General features: G+C 65.5%; 14 protein-coding genes. 9 read left to right on the top strand and 5 right to left on the bottom strand.

What is annotated here, in order from left to right:
• On the top strand, positions 1-3891 hold a 3891-nt coding region (locus G3N58_RS14140), incomplete at its 5' end, for a DNA translocase FtsK (protein WP_241017109.1).
• A 201-nt stretch (positions 3892-4092) separates the two neighbouring features.
• Here the strand turns inward: G3N58_RS14140 and G3N58_RS14135 are convergent.
• The gene (locus tag G3N58_RS14135) at positions 4093-5274 is read right to left on the bottom strand and encodes a lactonase family protein (protein WP_241017108.1); all 1182 of its coding nucleotides are present in this window, start codon (positions 5272-5274) and stop codon (positions 4093-4095) included.
• Positions 5275-5768: 494 nt separating this feature from the next.
• Between G3N58_RS14135 and G3N58_RS14130 the strand changes: the two genes are divergently transcribed.
• Positions 5769-5921 carry a DUF3096 domain-containing protein gene (locus G3N58_RS14130; protein ID WP_167049950.1) on the top strand — a complete coding sequence of 51 codons (153 nt, stop codon included), beginning with the start codon at positions 5769-5771 and terminating at the stop codon, positions 5919-5921.
• A gap of 406 nt (positions 5922-6327) precedes the next feature.
• Here G3N58_RS14130 and G3N58_RS14125 read toward each other — a convergent pair whose 3' ends face one another.
• The gene (locus G3N58_RS14125) at positions 6328-6573 is read right to left on the bottom strand and encodes a hypothetical protein (protein ID WP_167049952.1); all 246 of its coding nucleotides are present in this window, start codon (positions 6571-6573) and stop codon (positions 6328-6330) included.
• Between the two features lie 257 nt (positions 6574-6830).
• On the opposite strand from G3N58_RS14125, the gene G3N58_RS14120 reads away from it, so the two are divergent.
• The gene (locus G3N58_RS14120; protein ID WP_205999434.1) at positions 6831-8720 is read left to right on the top strand and encodes a glycoside hydrolase family 15 protein; all 1890 of its coding nucleotides are present in this window, start codon (positions 6831-6833) and stop codon (positions 8718-8720) included.
• A 179-nt stretch (positions 8721-8899) separates the two neighbouring features.
• Positions 8900-10180 (top strand): polyhydroxyalkanoate depolymerase, encoded by a 1281-nt coding sequence (phaZ, locus tag G3N58_RS14115; RefSeq protein WP_167283851.1) that lies wholly within the window; start codon positions 8900-8902, stop codon positions 10178-10180.
• Positions 10181-10393: 213 nt separating this feature from the next.
• Here phaZ and G3N58_RS14110 read toward each other — a convergent pair whose 3' ends face one another.
• Entirely contained in the window at positions 10394-11026 is a 633-nt protein-coding gene (locus G3N58_RS14110; RefSeq protein ID WP_167049958.1) for a TetR/AcrR family transcriptional regulator, read from the bottom strand.
• Between the two features lie 241 nt (positions 11027-11267).
• On the opposite strand from G3N58_RS14110, the gene rsxB reads away from it, so the two are divergent.
• The 3 genes from rsxB to G3N58_RS14095 all read left to right on the top strand — a co-directional run bounded on the left by rsxB (position 11268) and on the right by G3N58_RS14095 (position 13466).
• A complete protein-coding gene (gene rsxB / locus G3N58_RS14105) occupies positions 11268-12137 on the top strand; it encodes an electron transport complex subunit RsxB (protein ID WP_167049960.1) in 870 nt (289 codons plus the stop codon).
• Between the two features lie 67 nt (positions 12138-12204).
• The gene (nth, locus tag G3N58_RS14100; RefSeq protein ID WP_167049962.1) at positions 12205-12849 is read left to right on the top strand and encodes an endonuclease III; all 645 of its coding nucleotides are present in this window, start codon (positions 12205-12207) and stop codon (positions 12847-12849) included.
• Between the two features lie 182 nt (positions 12850-13031).
• Positions 13032-13466, top strand: coding sequence for a DUF1841 family protein (locus tag G3N58_RS14095; protein WP_167049964.1), 435 nt, complete (start codon positions 13032-13034; stop codon positions 13464-13466).
• A gap of 244 nt (positions 13467-13710) precedes the next feature.
• On the opposite strand, the gene G3N58_RS14090 is transcribed toward G3N58_RS14095, so the two are convergent.
• Together G3N58_RS14090 and G3N58_RS14085 are read right to left on the bottom strand one after the other, a co-directional pair.
• Positions 13711-14064 (bottom strand): c-type cytochrome, encoded by a 354-nt coding sequence (locus G3N58_RS14090; RefSeq protein ID WP_241017111.1) that lies wholly within the window; start codon positions 14062-14064, stop codon positions 13711-13713.
• 86 nt (positions 14065-14150) lie between these two features.
• Positions 14151-14519: a c-type cytochrome gene (locus G3N58_RS14085; protein ID WP_167049968.1), complete on the bottom strand. Its 369-nt coding sequence runs from the start codon at positions 14517-14519 to the stop codon at positions 14151-14153.
• Positions 14520-14871: 352 nt separating this feature from the next.
• On the opposite strand from G3N58_RS14085, the gene G3N58_RS14080 reads away from it, so the two are divergent.
• Both G3N58_RS14080 and G3N58_RS14075 read left to right on the top strand, forming a co-directional pair.
• Positions 14872-15714 (top strand): MoxR family ATPase, encoded by an 843-nt coding sequence (locus G3N58_RS14080; RefSeq protein ID WP_167049970.1) that lies wholly within the window; start codon positions 14872-14874, stop codon positions 15712-15714.
• 96 nt (positions 15715-15810) lie between these two features.
• Positions 15811-16986 (top strand): VWA domain-containing protein, encoded by a 1176-nt coding sequence (locus tag G3N58_RS14075; protein WP_205999432.1) that lies wholly within the window; start codon positions 15811-15813, stop codon positions 16984-16986.
• The last annotated feature ends 83 nt before the right edge of the window (positions 16987-17069 follow it).

The raw sequence follows: 17069 nt of genomic DNA, 5'->3' as shown, positions 1-17069 counted from the left end.
GCCGTGGCTCGCGACGCAGCGTTGCAGGTTGGCCGGCGCGCCTCCGGCGAGCAGCGCCCGATCGGCTCCAGTGCGGCTTTGGCGGCAACGGCCGCCGCCGCATCCGGCGTGTCGGCCAGAGCCGCGCAGGCGATGGCGGTACGCTCTGCGCCGGGCGGCGGCATGGCGGGGGAATCGATCCATGCTTCGACGCGCGGCAGCCGCGCGGCGTCGCTGCAACGTGCGGCGGATGCGGCGGGTTCGTTCAACCGGACAACGACATCGCGTCAGCCGCTCTCAAACGCGGCGCACGCCGGCGGCGTCACGCCGCCGTCCGATACGCGCAGGCCCGCGCCGGGTTTCGCGCACTCGGCGACGAACTCGCAGAACGTTGCCGAGCCCGCGAGCGTCGAGGAAACACTGCGCAGCATCGCGGAAAACACCGCGCGCTGGACCGATATGGCCGGCGTGAGCCTCGCGCGCAGCCGTGGCGTGGATGGCGTCAAGCCTGGCGATGTCGCGCAGGCGGCGATGCCGGTCGAGGCGCCCAGGCCGGCCAGCGAGGCGCCGGGTAGCGATCCGGTCCAGGCGGTTTCGGCCGGGTCTGTCGCGCAGGCATCTGCGGAGCCGGTGGTCGGGCGTGCACCGGCGGTAACGCCGGCCGAGCCGTCGGTCGAAACAGCGCCGGTTGCATTGCCAGCCGCTGCTGCCGTGGCTGAGGAAACGGCGATAGCCGCTTCCGATGCACCCGTCGAGGACAGCAACGCGCCTGTCGCGCAATGGCCGACCGAGCCGCCAGTTATTCATGTGCCGGGAGCCGTTGCGTCACAGGTCATGGAGACTGCCGAGCCGGTGGCCGACGCCAACACGACCGAAACTCCGGCGCCGGGAGCCGTTGCGTCACAGGTCATGGAGACTGCCGAGTCGGTGGCCGACGCCAACACGACCGAAACTCCGGCGGCCGTGCAAAACGCAAGCGCGACGAGTGGAGAGGCGGTGCATGCGTCGGCGGTATCGGCGGCGGCTTTGGTGGAGTCCGCGGCTGTCCAAGCCGCGCCTGTCGTGGCTATGTCCGCTGCGGCTGTTCGCGCCGAATCCGCGCCTCGCGAGTCGGCGCCGATCGAAACGCCACCGCTCTCGTCCGCGCCGCAATATCCGGCGTCAATCGGCGGCGCGTCGACATCGTTTCAGCGTTTTGCTGCACAGCTGGAGGGCAATGCCTCACAGGAAGACGCAGCGCCCGTCGCTAACGATGCGACACACTCGGCGACGCGGGACAGCAGTCACACGGCACCAGCCGATGCAACGATCAAACCGGTCAGCGGACCTAGCGCGGAATCTCTCGCCGCTGCGCAGACCGTAGTCGCCGCCGCGAGCACAGTCGCCCCAGCGCCGCGAAAGGAAGAACCCGCGCCAACCGTCGATTCAGCCACCACCGCAACCGGGGCACCGACGCAGCCGGCGGCTCCCGCCGCCGAAATCGTGGTCGACAAAACGCTCGTGCCTTGGGAGAGCAAGCTCGGGGCCGTGGCGGCTCAACGCCCCGTGTCGCCGTCGGGTTCGTCGCAACCCGATGCGTCGCAATCCGGGGCGGTCGCATCGCCCGGTGCGGTTGCGCAGTCTTCTCCCGCCACGCTGTCGTCTCCCGTTGCAAGCGCGACTATGGGTACGGGCGCGCAGGCAAGCGAACCTGCAACATCGTCCTCGACGATGGCCGCACGCTCCCCTGCCCTGCCCACGGCGACCGAACCCGCGAGCACACCGCCGACGCCTGACGTAACGCACACGGCGACCGCGACAGCGGCAACGGCAACCCACGCAGCGCTCCCCGCCACACCCACCCCGGCGCAAAGCGTCGCTTCGAACGTCGTGCGCTTCCCGGGTTTCGGCGCGACGGCACCCAGCGTCGGGCCGTCGCTCGGCGCGCATGGAAGCGCCACCGGCAACACCCCGGCCACTGTCCCGCCGATCGCCACAACACCCGCAGCGGCACCGGCCACTCCCGTACCGTCGTTCGGGCCAACCGTACCGGCCTCGTCCGCAGTCGAGCCGAGCACGCTGACCGCGCCGACGCCAACGCCAACGCCGGTCACATCGTCGTTGGCGCCCATCGCGCCGGCTACGCCAGACGCACTCGCCACCGCGCTACCCACGCAGGTTGCCGGAACCACCGTTCCCACCGCGACACCTGCCGCACCGGCAACGGCCACAACACCCGCCGCACCCGGCGCATTCGCGGCGAACTCACCATCCACCGCATCAGGCCCGACGCCTGCACCCGCCTCGCCGATCGCCGACACGCCCCCCACGGCAAACGGCGCAAACAGCGCAGACAGCGCAGCCGCCCCCGCCGAGGCCACCGCCCAGCGCCCGCCGCTGCGCGGCCACGCTCCGGTCAACGGCTTCGAATTCCACGCACCGGCCGCGTCGATAGTCGAACTGCCGCCGCTCGATCTGCTCGCGCGCGCGGACGCCGGCGTCGAACCGATCTCGGACGAAAAGCTCCGCGAGACCGGCCAGCTGATCGAGCAGCGCCTGCAGGAATTCAAGGTGCCCGTGACCGTGGTCGGCGCATCGGCGGGGCCGGTCATCACGCGCTTCGAGATCGAGCCGGCGCTCGGCGTGCGCGGCAGCCAGATCGTCGGTCTCATGAAGGACCTCTCGCGCGGTCTCGGCCTCACGTCGATCCGCGTGGTCGAGACGATCCCCGGCAAGACCTGCATGGGCCTCGAACTGCCGAACGCGAAGCGACAGACGATCCGCCTCTCGGAAATCCTCGAAGCGAGCGTCTACCAGAATTCGCATTCGCAACTGACGCTCGCGATGGGCAAGGACATCACTGGCCACCCGGTCGTCGCCGATCTCGCCAAGGCGCCGCATATGCTGGTCGCGGGCACGACCGGTTCGGGCAAGTCGGTCGCGATCAACGCGATGATCTGCTCGCTGCTGTTCAAGGCGACGCCCGAGGAAGTGCGCCTCATCATGATCGATCCGAAGATGCTGGAGCTGTCGGTCTACGAAGGCATTCCGCACCTGCTCGCGCCGGTCGTCACCGACATGAAGCTCGCGGCCAATGCGCTGAACTGGTGCGTCGGCGAAATGGAGAAGCGCTACCGGCTGATGTCGGCGGTCGGCGTGCGCAACCTCGCGGGCTTCAACCAGAAGATCCGCGACACCGAAGCCAAGGGCAAGAAGCTCGGCAACCCGTTCTCGCTGACGCCCGACGCGCCCGAGCCGCTCGCGCCGCTGCCGCTGATCGTCGTCGTAATCGACGAACTCGCCGACCTGATGATGGTCGCCGGCAAGAAGATCGAGGAGCTGATCGCGCGGCTCGCGCAGAAGGCGCGCGCGGCCGGCATCCACCTGATTCTGGCGACGCAGCGGCCCTCGGTCGACGTCATCACCGGCCTCATCAAGGCGAACATTCCGACGCGCGTCGCGTTCCAGGTGTCGTCGAAGATCGACTCGCGCACGATTCTCGACCAGATGGGCGCCGAGTCGCTGCTCGGCCAGGGCGACATGCTGTTCCTGCCGCCGGGCACCGGCTACCCGCAGCGCGTGCACGGCGCGTTCGTCGCCGACGAGGAAGTGCATGCGATCGTCGAGTATCTGAAGCAGTTCGGCGAGCCGCAGTACGAGGAAGGCATTCTCGACGGCCCCGCCGCCGACGGCGGCGCGGCCCAGGACCTGTTCGGCGAAACGCCGGATGCGGAAGCCGATCCGCTCTACGACGAAGCGGTCGCGTTCGTCGTGCGCACGCGGCGCGCGTCGATCTCGTCGGTGCAGCGGCAATTGCGCATCGGCTACAACCGCGCGGCGCGGCTCGTCGAGCAGATGGAAACGGCGGGGCTCGTATCGGCGATGAGCATTAACGGCAGCCGCGAAGTGCTGGCGCCGGGGCCGGCGGAGTAACGCCCGGCGGCATCGGCAGAACGGATCGCAGCATGAAACCGGACAGCGAGCGATCGGCCTGCGATTCGCAGCCATGCTGCGACCCAGGAAGACCAGGAAAAGTCGGCTGAACAATAAAAAAACGGACCGTCTCACAGGGCTTGTGAGCGGTCCGTTTTCTTATTGCACGCGCTCCGTCGAATCACGCGCGTGCATCCCTCATCACGACGGCGACGCGAACTTGAAATCCACCGGCGAACCCAGCTCGAAATGCTGCTTCGGCGTCGGATCGAGCAAACCGGTCCGGGGATCGCGCCTGAACACGTACACGGTATCGCTCAACTGATTGCCGACGATCAGCCAGTTGCCGCTCGGATCGATCGCGAACTCGCGCGGCGATTTGCCGAGGCTCGACTGATGGCCGATCGGCTTCAGATGCCCGTTGGCCGGATCGACGGCGAAGATCACGATCTCGTTCGCGTCGCCGCGATTCGATGCATAGACGAAGCGCCCGTCCGGCGACAGATGGATCGCCGCGGCGCCCACCGCGCCCTTGAAGCCGGGCTGGCTCAGCGAGAGTGTCTGCGCGAGCGCGAGCCGGCCGTCGCGATAGTCGAACGTGCTGACCGTGCCGGCCAGTTCGCTCGTCAGATACACATGCTTGCCGTCCGCGCCGAACACCAGATGGCGCGGGCCCGTGCCGGCCTTCTGCTGCGCGTAGCTCCAGTCGGCCGGCGCGAACGGGCCGGGGCTGCCCTGCGGCGTGTAGCGGTACGCGTACAGCTTGTCGGCGCCGAGGTCCTGCGCAAACATGAAGCGGCCGTCCGGCGAGAACACGGTCGAATGCACGTGCGAGTCGTCCTGCCGCCCTTTCACCGGTCCGCCGCCCTCGTGGTGCACGGTCTGCACCGACGCACCGACCTGGCCGTCGGACTGCAACGGAAACACCGCGAAGCTGCCGCCCGGGTCGGGCGCGACCGAGTAGTTCGCGGTCAGCAGAAACTTCTGGTCGGGCGAAAAGCTCAGGTAGCACGGATCGTTGCCATCCGAGGACACCTTGTTGAGAAACCTCAGTTGCCCGCGCGCGGCATCGAAGCCGAATGCGCTGATGCCACCGCGCTGGGTGGCTGGACCGTTATCGCCGGGCAGTTCGTTGACCGCGTAGACGAAGCGGCGGTCGCGGCTCACGACGAGGAACGACGGATTGACCGTCTTCGCGACCGACACCTGGGTCGCCGCGCCCGTCTTCGTGTCGAAACGATAGACGTAGATGCCCTCGCTTTTGCCGCCGGTATAAGTGCCGACCAGCAGATTGTAGACGCCGTCGGCGGGGACCGGGCCGGAATCTTGCGCGTACGCTGGCGAAGCAGCAATCGAGACCATAAGCACGAAACCTTTTATCATCGAACGGGCGGCGTGGCGTGGCACGGGCCACGTTGCACGCCATGAAGCCGCCTTGGCGGCGCGGTCCGCGCGAGGGGGGACGGCCGGAGCGGGAGCACAGGCTGAAGCGCAAACACGAGGCATCACGCGGCGTATGACACTACGCGCGGCGGCACGGCAACGGCGAAGCATGGAACCTCCTCGACATCGGTCGGCGGGTAAGAACGGTGATAGCAGTAATCGCGGTGTCTGGTCTGCCCCGTCTGCCGCGCGCGGGGTCGAGCGTCGTTCTGCGTTGTTCTTGCCAAAGCCAGTATAAGAGCGTCCGGTCGGATCATGCAGCGAATACAGCCAGCCATGCGGCCTAGGCAAGACCGGGGGGAGACCTGAGCGAGACCGATCCCAGGTAAAGACAAACTCATGCGAAGCCATTTTCGCCGACAATCACCGTCCCGCACCACGGGACATTTTTCAATTTCCAATCGCGTATCACGCGTCTCACCCTGGGAGTCTTCATGAACGTCACACTGAGCCTCGGTCCGCTCGTTTCGCTGATCGCCGGCATTCTGATTCTGGTCATGCCGCGCCTGTTGAGCTACATCGTCGCGCTCTATCTGATCATCATCGGCATTATCGGCATCTTCGGCGTGGGGTCGTCGCACCTGTGAGCGGCGCGTAACGCGAGATCGGGAGCGCGGCTTGCGTCCGGCAGCGGAACGCTTCGCGCGCCACGAAGTGCGCGGTGGAGAAGTTGCGGCGGCGTAGCGCAAGTGCGGCTGCAACAACGCCGCGGAGCCTGTCGCCGCGCATCGCACTGCGTCTCGCACAGTGCCGCTTACCGCGCATGTCGCTGCGCAGCATGAACATGGCAATGGCAATAGCGCGCAACGAAGCACGCACTCCCGGCGGTACATGCCACGGACTATCGGCTACGGGCAACACGCGCAAAGCGGCCCAAAGCAACCACGCGAGCGCGCCACCCACGCTTGCGCACCCCGTGTCGGTCGTGAGCGGAACGATAGAACCCGATTCAGATAAAGCGGCGCGTCAAACCGCGTGCGTACGCAGTGCCGCTCAACCGTTCGAAAGCTGGTCGAGACGCAAACGCCCCTGCAGCGACAAGGCGCCAACGGCATAATGACCGTCGTCTTCCTGATAGCGCCGGAAGCAGGCCCGCTCGACCAGAAACGCCGCGGTCGCGAGCATGCAGTTGCGGCTCAGGCCAAGGTGGCCATGATCGAGTGGCAGCATCGAGTCGTCGGCAAGTTGGCTGGCGGCCGAGAGAATCGTGATGCAATCGGATTTCGACGGGTTCAGCATGGCTTTCGTCCTCGGAAACGGCGTCTCGATGCGCCATGAGCAAGGCCGATTCGCAGCCCGGTATGCACCGGACATCGGCATGAGGTTCAATTCTAAGCATGGATTTGACAATTTACCAATCGCGTTTTGCCGCACCACGCGATGAACCAACCCAGTTCATGCAGGTCCGGTAATAACCGGCTTTCGAGGCGCGGCACCCGCGGTACCCACCCGCAGTACCGTTTCCGGCCGTCCGCCATCACGACACGTTTTCCGACATGCCCGCACTCATCGAAGACTATGCACTCATCGGCGACGGCCACACGGCCGCGCTCGTCTCCCGCGAAGGTTCCGTCGACTGGCTCTGCTGGCCGCGCTTCGACTCCGGCGCCTGTTTCGCCGCGCTGCTCGGCACGCCCGACAACGGCCGATGGCTGATCGCGCCCGACACGTCGGCCAACGATGCCGCGCCCACCGTCACGCGCCGTTATCGCGGCGAAACGCTGATCCTCGAAACCGACTTCGAAACGCCCGAGGGCGCCGTCACGCTGATCGACTTCATGCCGCCCGGCAACGGCTGGTCGGAAATGATCCGCATCGTCGTCGGCAAGCGCGGCACCGTGCGCATGAAAATGGAGCTCGTGCTGCGCTTCGACTACGGCTTCTCGATTCCGTGGGTCGACCGGCTCGAACAGGACAGCGGCATCAAGGCAATCGTCGGCCCGGACAACGCGGTGCTGCGCACGCCGGTCGAGCTGCGCGGCGAGGATATGAAAACCATCGCCGAATTCACCGTGACCGAAGGCGAGCGCGTGCCGTTCTCGCTCGCCTATGCGCCGTCGCATCTGCGTATTCCGCCGGCGCGCGACCCGCATACGGCGCTCGCGCGCACCGAGAATCACTGGCTCGAATGGTCGGCGCGCGGCACCGTCGAGGGGCGCTGGGCCGAACCGATCCGCCGCTCGCTGATTACGCTCAAGGCGCTCGCCTACGAACCGACCGGCGGCATCGTCGCCGCGCCCACGACCTCGCTGCCGGAGCAGCTCGGCGGCTCGCGCAACTGGGACTACCGCTACTGCTGGCTGCGCGACGCGACCATCACGCTGCTCGCGATGATGCGCGGCGGCTACTACGACGAAGCGCGCGCGTGGCGCAGCTGGCTCGGCCGCGTGATGGCAGGCGCGCCGGATCAGTTGCAGATCATGTACGGCATCGCCGGCGAGCGGCGCCTGCCCGAATTCGAAATCGACTGGCTGCCGGGCTACCAGGGCGCGAAGCCGGTGCGCATCGGCAACAACGCGGTCGGCCAGCGCCAGCTCGACGTCTACGGCGAAGTGATGAACGCGCTGCATCTCGCGCGCGTCGGCGGCCTGCAGGCGGACGCCACCGCCTGGAACGTGCAATGCGCGATGCTCGGGCACCTCGCGACGATCTGGCGCGAGCCCGACGAAGGCATCTGGGAAACGCGCGGCGGACGCCGGCACTTCACGTTCTCGAAAGTGATGGCGTGGGTCGCGTTCGATCGCGCGATCCGCTCGGCCGACATGTTCGCGCTCGACGGCCCGCTCGACGAATGGCGCGCGACGCGCGACGAGATTCACGCGGAAGTCTGCGAGAAAGCCTGGAATCCCGAGCGCAATGCGTTCGTGCAGCACTACGGCAGCGACCAGCTCGACGCGAGCGTGCTGCTGATGCCGCTGGTCGCCTTCCTGCCGCCGCGCGATCCGCGCATCAAGGGCACCGTCGAGGCGATCGAGAAGGACCTGATGCACGGCGGCTTCGTGATGCGCTACCGCACCACCGAATACGACGACGGCCTGCCGCCCGGCGAAGGCACCTTTCTTGCGTGCTCGTTCTGGATGGTCGACAACCTCGCGCTGCAGGGCCGCGTGAGCGAAGCGATCGAGATGTACGAGCGCCTGCTCGCGCTGTGCAACGACGTCGGTCTGCTCGCCGAGGAATACGACCCGGCCGCGAAGCGGCTCGTCGGCAATTTCCCCCAGGCGTTTTCGCATGTAGCGCTCGTGCACACCGGGCTGAACCTGATGAAACACGAGCAGGAAATGGCCCTGGCGACCGGCCAGCCGCCGCATAACGGCGCACGCGAGATGGCCCTCGAGGGTGAGGCAAGCCCTGATAGCGGCGCAGCAGCATCGCCACTAGCATGATCCAGTGACAGTTTGCGTACCGTGTGTGCGCGAATTGTTGCGTTGCACAAATTTACATAGTTCGATATCATCGATCCGACTGTCGGCCAAAAACAATGCGCCCACAACCAAAATGGCCCGCCGCAACGCCTCACGCGTGTTTGCGAAGCCCAATGCGAACCGCCTAAAACGGAGCACCCATGCTCTATCAACTGCACGAATTCCAGCGGGCGATGTTGAGCCCCCTCACCGCCTGGGCCCAGGCCGCGTCGAAATCATTCGCGAATCCTGCCAGTCCCTTAGCCTACGTGCCGGGCGCCACGCGCCTCTCAGCCGGTTACGAACTGCTGTACCGGCTCGGCAAGGATTACGAAAAGCCCGAGTTCAACATCCACCAGATTGTCAAAGACGGTCATAACATCCCGATCGTCGAGCAGACCATCATCGAGAAGCCGTTCTGCCGCCTGATGCGCTTCAAGCGCTATGCGGACGACAGCGATGCCGTCAATCAATTGAAAGACGAGCCGGCCGTGCTGGTCTGCGCGCCGTTGTCGGGACACCACGCCACGCTGCTGCGCGACACCGTGCGCACGTTGCTGCAAGACCACAAGGTCTACATCACCGACTGGATCGACGCGCGCATGGTGCCGCTCGAAGCCGGCCAATTCCGCCTCGACGACTACGTCGCGTATATCCAGGAATTCATCCGCCACATCGGCGCGAAGAATCTGCACGTGATCTCCGTGTGCCAGCCGACCGTGCCGGTGCTCGCCGCCATTGCGCTGCTGGCGAGCCGCGGCGAAGACACGCCGCGCACCATGACGATGATGGGCGGCCCGATCGACGCGCGCAAGAGCCCGACCTCGGTCAACTCGCTCGCCACGCAGCATTCGTACGAGTGGTTCGAAAACAACGTGATTTTCACGGTGCCGCCGAATTATCCGGGCGTGGGCCGCAAGGTGTATCCGGGCTTCCTGCAGCACACCGGTTTCGTCGCAATGAATCCGGAGCGCCACGCGGCCTCGCACTGGGACTACTACCAGAGCCTGCTGCGCGGCGACGAAGACGACGCCGAAGCGCATCGCCGCTTCTACGACGAATACAACGCCGTGCTCGACATGGATGCCGACTATTACCTCGACACGATCCGCGTCGTGTTCCAGGAGTTCCGTCTTGCCGAGGGCACGTGGGATGTCGGCGGCGAACGCGTGCGGCCGCAGGACATCAAGACAACCGCGCTGTTTACGATCGAAGGCGAGCTGGACGATATTTCCGGCGACGGACAGACCTACGCCGCGCATGATCTGTGCTCGGGCATTCCCGCGAAGCACAAACAGCACTTCACCGCGGAAAAATGCGGCCACTACGGCATTTTCTCGGGACGCCGCTGGCGCACGATCATCTATCCGCAACTGCGCGACTTCATTCTCGCGCACAACAGCAAGACCACCAGGACGACGAAAGAGAAAGTCGAAGCCTAAGCATTAAACGTGCAATAGCATTGAAAAAGCCAACGGCCTCTACTGAGGCCGTTGGCTTTTCTATTGAGCCGGCTTCTCAACCCGGTGCTTCTCAACCTGGTTCGTGATACTGATTTTTGTTCGCTTTTTGCGTGGCCGGTTGCGAGCGCCCAAAACTCCGCTGCGATAGCCGTTCGCGGCGCGCACCGCCTCGGATCGCCTCGCCCCACCCGGCTACTTGCGCAACAGGTACGCGAGCAGCAACTCGGTATTCATCTGGATCACTTCGCTGCGTTCGGCGGCGCTGCTGAAATCGCGGCCGAGCGTCGCTTCGATCGTGAAGCGGTTCGACACAATGTAGTAGCCCATGCCCGAAAGCGTCACGTAAAAGCGCAGCGGATCGACGTTCGTGCGAAACAGCCCTGCTCGCTGACCGCGTTCGAGAATGCCGCCGAGCGTCGCGACGATCGGCGAGATCATTTCGCGGATGCGCGTCGACTTCTGCATATAGCGTGCTTCGTGCAGATTCTCGTTGTTGATGAGACGCAGCAGTTCGGGATGATCGCGATAGTAGTCCCAAACGAAATGCGCAAGACGCGTAACGGCCTCGACGGGTGCGACGCCGTTGAGTTCGAGCGTGCGCTCCGCTTCGTTGAGCGCGCTGAACGCATGCTCGAGTACCGCGGTAAACAGCTGCTCCTTGCTACCGAAGTAGTAATAGAGCATGCGTTCATTGGTTTCCGCGCGGCGGGCAATCTGGTCGACGCGTGCGCCGAACAGCCCACCATTTGCAAACTCTTCGGCTGCCGCAAGCAAAATGCGCCGCCGCGTGCCTTCAGGATCTCTTTTGATTTTCGGCTGATTCATGGTGGCATCGTCTTCGTGAGCCGCGTTATCCGGATCGCGCTGCCAGCCTCTCTCCTCGGACTTCGCGCTGGCGGCGTTGAGCGGGCGCGTTATGGTTGGGGAACACACCCTTTTCTGCGGTCTTTCGAAAAAGCGCTTCGATTATGGCACATGGATTGCGAATGGCAATCGGGGAAATCGGCGATAATGTGCTATTTAGTTCAGGCTGTGCGCACGCACACCCAACCCCCACGCCGCAACCGTGACAGACGTCAAAACACTCGCGGATCGCATCGAGGATCTGCTGCCCCAAACGCAATGCACGAAGTGCGGTTATCCCGCATGCCGCCCCTATGCCGAAGCCGTCGCAAGCGGCGCCGCGCACTATAACCAGTGCCCGCCCGGCGGCGCCGAAGGCATCGCGCGCCTCGCCGCGCTGCTCGGCAAACCGGTGCTTCCGCTCAATTCCGCCAATGGCGTCGAACGCGCACGGCCGCTGGCGGTTATCGACGAACAGGTTTGCATCGGCTGCACGCTTTGCATGCAAGCATGTCCAGTCGATGCAATAGTTGGTGCACCGAAACAGATGCACACGGTCGTCGCCGAACTGTGCACCGGTTGCGATCTATGCGTGCCGCCCTGCCCGGTCGACTGCATCGCGATGCTGCCCGTCACCGGCGAGGCGACCGGCTGGGATGCGTGGAGCCAAGGCCAGGCCGATGCCGCGCGCGAGCGGCATCACCGCCACGAAACGCGTCTTGCGCGCGAACGCGACGCCGCCGAAGCGCGTGCTGCGGCGCGGCGAGCTGGCAGCGCCGGCGCCGCGGTGAGTCCGGCAAGCGTAGCGGCCGCGGCGTCAGCCGAGGGTGGCGCGGCAGCGCCTGCCGCCCCGGTTACGGCTACCGCCGCCGACGCCGAAGCGAAGAAACGCGCAATCATCCAGGCCGCGCTCGAACGCGCCCGCAAGAAGAAGGAAGAAATGACCGCGACAGGCCAGGGACCGCTCAACACCGAGAACGTCAGCGCCGACGTGCAGGCCCAGATCGACGCCGCCGAAGCGCGCCGCCACCGTCTCGGCCTCGGCACGGCGCCCGGGAACGGCAAGCCGCCCAAACCGTCCGAGCCGCGCTGAGCGCATGCGAAACCGCGCACATTCGCCCGGTTAGCCGAGCCGCCCCCCACCCACCGACACGCTCCGCATGAACGCGAACAAACGCCGCGCTATCTACGAAACGCTTCAGAGCCTGAATCCGCATCCAACCACCGAGCTCGAGTACACGACGCCGTTCGAACTGCTGATCGCGGTGCTACTGTCCGCGCAAGCAACGGACGTGTCGGTCAACAAGGCGATGCGCAAGATGTTTCCGGTCGCGAATACGCCGCAGAAAATCTTCGATCTCGGCGAAGCAGGCGTCGCGGACTACATCAAGACGATCGGCCTGTATCGCACGAAGGCGAAGAACGTCATCGCGACCTGCCGCATCCTGCTCGACCAGTACGGCGGCGAGGTCCCCGAGGATCGCGAGGCGCTCGAAAGTCTGCCCGGCGTCGGCCGGAAAACGGCCAACGTGATCCTCAACACGGCGTTCGGCCATCCGACCATCGCCGTCGATACGCACATCTTCCGCGTCGCCAACCGCACCGGGCTCGCGCCGGGCAAGGACGTGCGCGCGGTCGAGACGGCGCTCGAAAAATTCACCCCCGCCGAGTTCAGGCAGGATGCGCATCACTGGCTGATCCTGCATGGGCGTTACGTGTGCAAGGCGCGCCGGCCCGAATGCTGGCATTGCGCGATCGAGCCGCTGTGCGAGTTCCGCCCAAAGACGCCGCCGCCCGATCTGTGAGCGGTTTGCGGTTTGAAAGGCGATGCGGCGTGGCGCAAACAACGGTGCGGCGCCCGCGCGACGCGGCTCGGCCGCGCTCCGTCGGAAGCACCGCCAGCGCCCACCCGCACCCCATCGCCCCCCCGGCGTAAAATAACGGGCTCGCGCACGCGACGCGCCCACTCCCACGCACCGGTTCCACGATGTTCAATCCCAGCCGCGACGAAGTCCGCCTCTTTTTCACCGATACCTGGCGCAAGCAGCGTCAGGGCGAAATTCTGACGCCGCTCGAGGCCATCGCCGCCGACTGGATCGTCGAGCATCCGGAATATCACGCCGATCTGAGCGACGGCGCCGCCGCCCAGGCGCAGGACTATTCGCCCGAGCGCGGGCAAACCAACCCGTTCCTGCATCTGTCGATGCATCTGGCGATCTCCGAGCAACTGTCGATCGACCAGCCGCCCGGCATCCGCGCGGCGCACGACCGGCTTGCCGCCCGCCTCGGCTCGACGCACGACGCGCAGCACGCGATCATGGACTGCCTCGGCGAGACCATCTGGGAAGCACAGCGCACCGGCACGCCGCCGGACACCGACGCGTATCTGCAACGGATCGAACGGCGCGCGACGCGCGACTGAGCCCACGTTGCACCTGCCGAGCATGACTGCGCGCGAGGCGCCGGCCCGGGCTCGTTCATCGACACGCAACACACCTCAGGTACGCACCCGAGAGCCAGCCAAAGCCTGGCCCCCAAAGCAAAACACCCCGCCAAGGCGGGGTGTTTTTCGTTCTCCGTTCGTGCAATCACACGATTGCACGACGAATCTCGCGGGAGCAAGCGCCGGCCACCCGGCGCCCACGTCGACCTGACTTCAGGCGGGCTTACTTCTTCTGCACGAGATCGCCGTCAAGCGATTCGACATACGCCGCGATGTCCTTCATATCGCTGAGCGACAGGCTTTGCACCTGCGCCTGCATGATCGCGTTGTTGCGGCCGAAATGCGGATTGCCGGTGCCCATCTGATACTGACGCAGCGCCCAGTAGACGTAGTCGCTATGCTGACCGGCCAGCTTCGGATACTCCGGGCTGACGGGCTTGTTCAGGTTGACGCCGTGGCAGGCCGCGCAGTTGTGGCTGTCGGCCAGCACCTTGCCGTTGGACGCGTCGGCCGCGTGCGCGGCGTTCGCTGCAACCAGACCGATCACTGCCGCCGACGCGCATGCAGCCTTGAACATCGTGTGGAGTGCCTGTTGGGGCTTAATCATGAGATCTCCTATCCCGCGAATTTGATTAGCTGGTGACCTACGCCTAACGACGCCGATCACTTGTCGGGATTGTTTTGCGAAGCGGCAGTTTGCGCGGCGTAGTAAGCGGCGATGTCGGCAATGTCCTGATCCGACAGCGAGGCCGCGATGGCGTGCATCGTGTCGAAATGGCGGTCGCCCTTCTTGTAGGCATGCAGCGCGTTTTCGAGGTAGGCCTGATTCTGGCCGCCCAGCTTCGGCACGCGGAACACTTCCGGATATGCCGTGCGGTATTCGGGAATACCGTGGCAGCCGATACACATCGCGACCTTGTCCTGGCCCGCTTTCGCATTGCCGACGACATCCGCTGCCTGCGCGCTGGCCGCATAGCCCGCGAGCACCGACAACGCTGCGATCACGACGTGTTTGCCGACGAATTTGTTCATAGCATGTAACCTGGCTTGAGGGGAAACGGGCGCCCAGAAAGGCAACGGCCCGCGCCGTTCTTTTTGTAGGGTAGCCACGCAGGCAAAAAATCGGGCCCATTGTACCGCGACGCCGCGCCGAACGTCCACAGACGCCGAAGCGCCGCGCCACCTGCCCGCGCGCCTTGTCCAGCATGCCGCGCAGGCGCTTCTACGGCCGTCCGCACGCGCCCACGCACGGGCGTGGCGCGGCGCCCGCGCAACGCGGCACACGGCGGGGCCCGATACCGCCCGACACCTTACGCGAGCCGGTTTCAGGGCAACAGGTCTTCTGACTTATACTGGGTTTTTTCCCGAACACGAGCATCTCGCCATGCGTTTCGAAGGCTCATCGCAGTACGTCGCCACCGACGACCTCAAGCTCGCGGTCAACGCCGCGATGACGCTCAAGCGTCCGCTGCTCATCAAGGGCGAGCCGGGCACCGGCAAGACCATGCTCGCCGAGGAAGTCGCCGCCGCGCTCGGCATGCCGCTCCTGCAATGGCACATCAAGTCGACCACCAAGGCCCAGCAGGGCCTGTACGAATACGATGCGGTCTCGCGCCTGCGCGATTCGCAGCTCGGCGACGAGCGCGTCAAGGACATCCGCAACTACATCGTCAAGGGCGTGCTGTGGCAGGCGTTCGAGTCCGACGAGCAGAGCGTGCTGCTGATCGACGAGATCGACAAGGCCGACATCGAATTCCCGAACGACCTGCTGCGCGAACTCGACCGCATGGAGTTCTACGTCTACGAGACGCACGAGCTGGTACGCGCGAAGCATCGCCCGCTCGTCATCATCACGTCGAATAACGAGAAGGAGCTGCCCGACGCGTTCCTGCGCCGCTGCTTTTTCCACTACATCAGGTTTCCGGACGCGACGACGATGCAGCAGATCGTCGAGGTGCACTACCCCGGCATCAAGAAGGAACTGCTCGCCGCGGCGCTGCAGAGCTTCTTCGAACTGCGCAACGTCGCGGGGCTCAAGAAGAAACCGTCCACCTCGGAGCTGCTCGACTGGCTCAAGCTGCTGCTCGCCGAGGACATCCCGCCCGAAGCGCTGCGTTCGGCCGACCAGAAGCAGATCATTCCGCCGCTGCATGGCGCGCTGCTGAAGAACGAGCAGGACGTGAACCTGTTCGAGCGGCTGCTCTTCATGAACCGTAACAACCGCTAACCCGCGTCGCGTGGGCGCTGCCGATCGCCACCGGGCCCTTTCGAGCCCGCCCGGCCGCAGCGCCGCCCGACCTTCCGCCGCCGCAGGACACCCAGCATGCTGATCGACTTCTTCTACTCGCTGCGCGCCGCCAGGCTGCCGGTCTCGGTGAAGGAATACCTGACGCTGCTCGAAGCGCTGAAGGCCAACGTGATCGCGCCGTCGCTCGACGAGTTCTACTACCTCGCGCGCATCACGCTCGTGAAGGACGAACAGTACTTCGACAAGTTCGACCAGGCGTTCGGCGCCTATTTCAACGGCGTCGCGGCCACCTCGGAACTCGCCTTCGACATTCCGCTCGACTGGCTCAAGAAGAAGCTGCAACGCGATCTGTCGCCCGAGGAAAAGGCGCAGATCGAGGCGATGGGCGGCCTCGACAAGCTGATGGAGCGCCTCAAGGAACTGTTCGACGAGCAGCAGGAGCGCCACGAAGGCGGCAGCAAATGGATCGGCACGGGCGGCACGTCGCCGTTCGGCAACGGCGGCTATAACCCGGAAGGCGTGCGCATCGGCGGCGACGCGGCCTGCAACCGCACGGCGGTCAAGGTCTGGGAAGCACGCGCCTATCGCGACTACGACGACCAGGTCGAAATCGGCACGCGCAACATCAAGGTTGCGCTGCGGCGGCTGCGCCGCTTCGCGCGCGAAGGCGCGGCCGAGGAACTCGATCTGCCCGACACGATCCGCAGCACGGCGGCGAACGCCGGCTGGCTCGATCTGAAGATGGTGCCCGAGCGGCACAACAACGTGAAGGTGCTGATGCTGCTCGACGTCGGCGGCTCGATGGACGACCACGTCAAGCGCACCGAGGAGCTGTTTTCCGCCGCCAAGGCCGAGTTCAAGCACCTCGAGTTCTACTATTTCCACAACTGCGTGTACGACTTCCTGTGGAAGAACAACCGGCGCCGCCATGCCGAGCGCACGCCGACGTGGGACGTGCTGCACAAGTTCACGCCCGACTACAAGCTGATCTTCGTCGGCGACGCGACCATGAGCCCGTACGAGGTTTTGCAGCCGGGCGGCTCGGTCGAGTACAACAACGCCGAAGCCGGCGCGGTGTGGCTGCGCCGCCTCGCCGATCATTTCCCACACTTCGCGTGGCTCAATCCCGAGCCGGAAGCGCTATGGCCGTACCGGCAGTCGGTTAGCGCGATCCGCGAGGTGCTCGGGCATCGCATGTATCCGCTCACGCTCGCGGGGCTCGAGACGGCCATGCGCGTGTTGAGCAAATGACACCCTGGGCGCAGGCCACCCGCCTCCGCGTGGCCGACGTCGCCCACGCAGCAGAATCACTCCGCTTTAACTTCGACAACAAG

Source organism: Paraburkholderia sp. Ac-20342, from assembly GCF_017104985.1.
Classification (GTDB): Bacteria; Pseudomonadota; Gammaproteobacteria; order Burkholderiales; family Burkholderiaceae; genus Paraburkholderia.
This window is presented reverse-complemented; position numbering and strand designations above follow the sequence as displayed.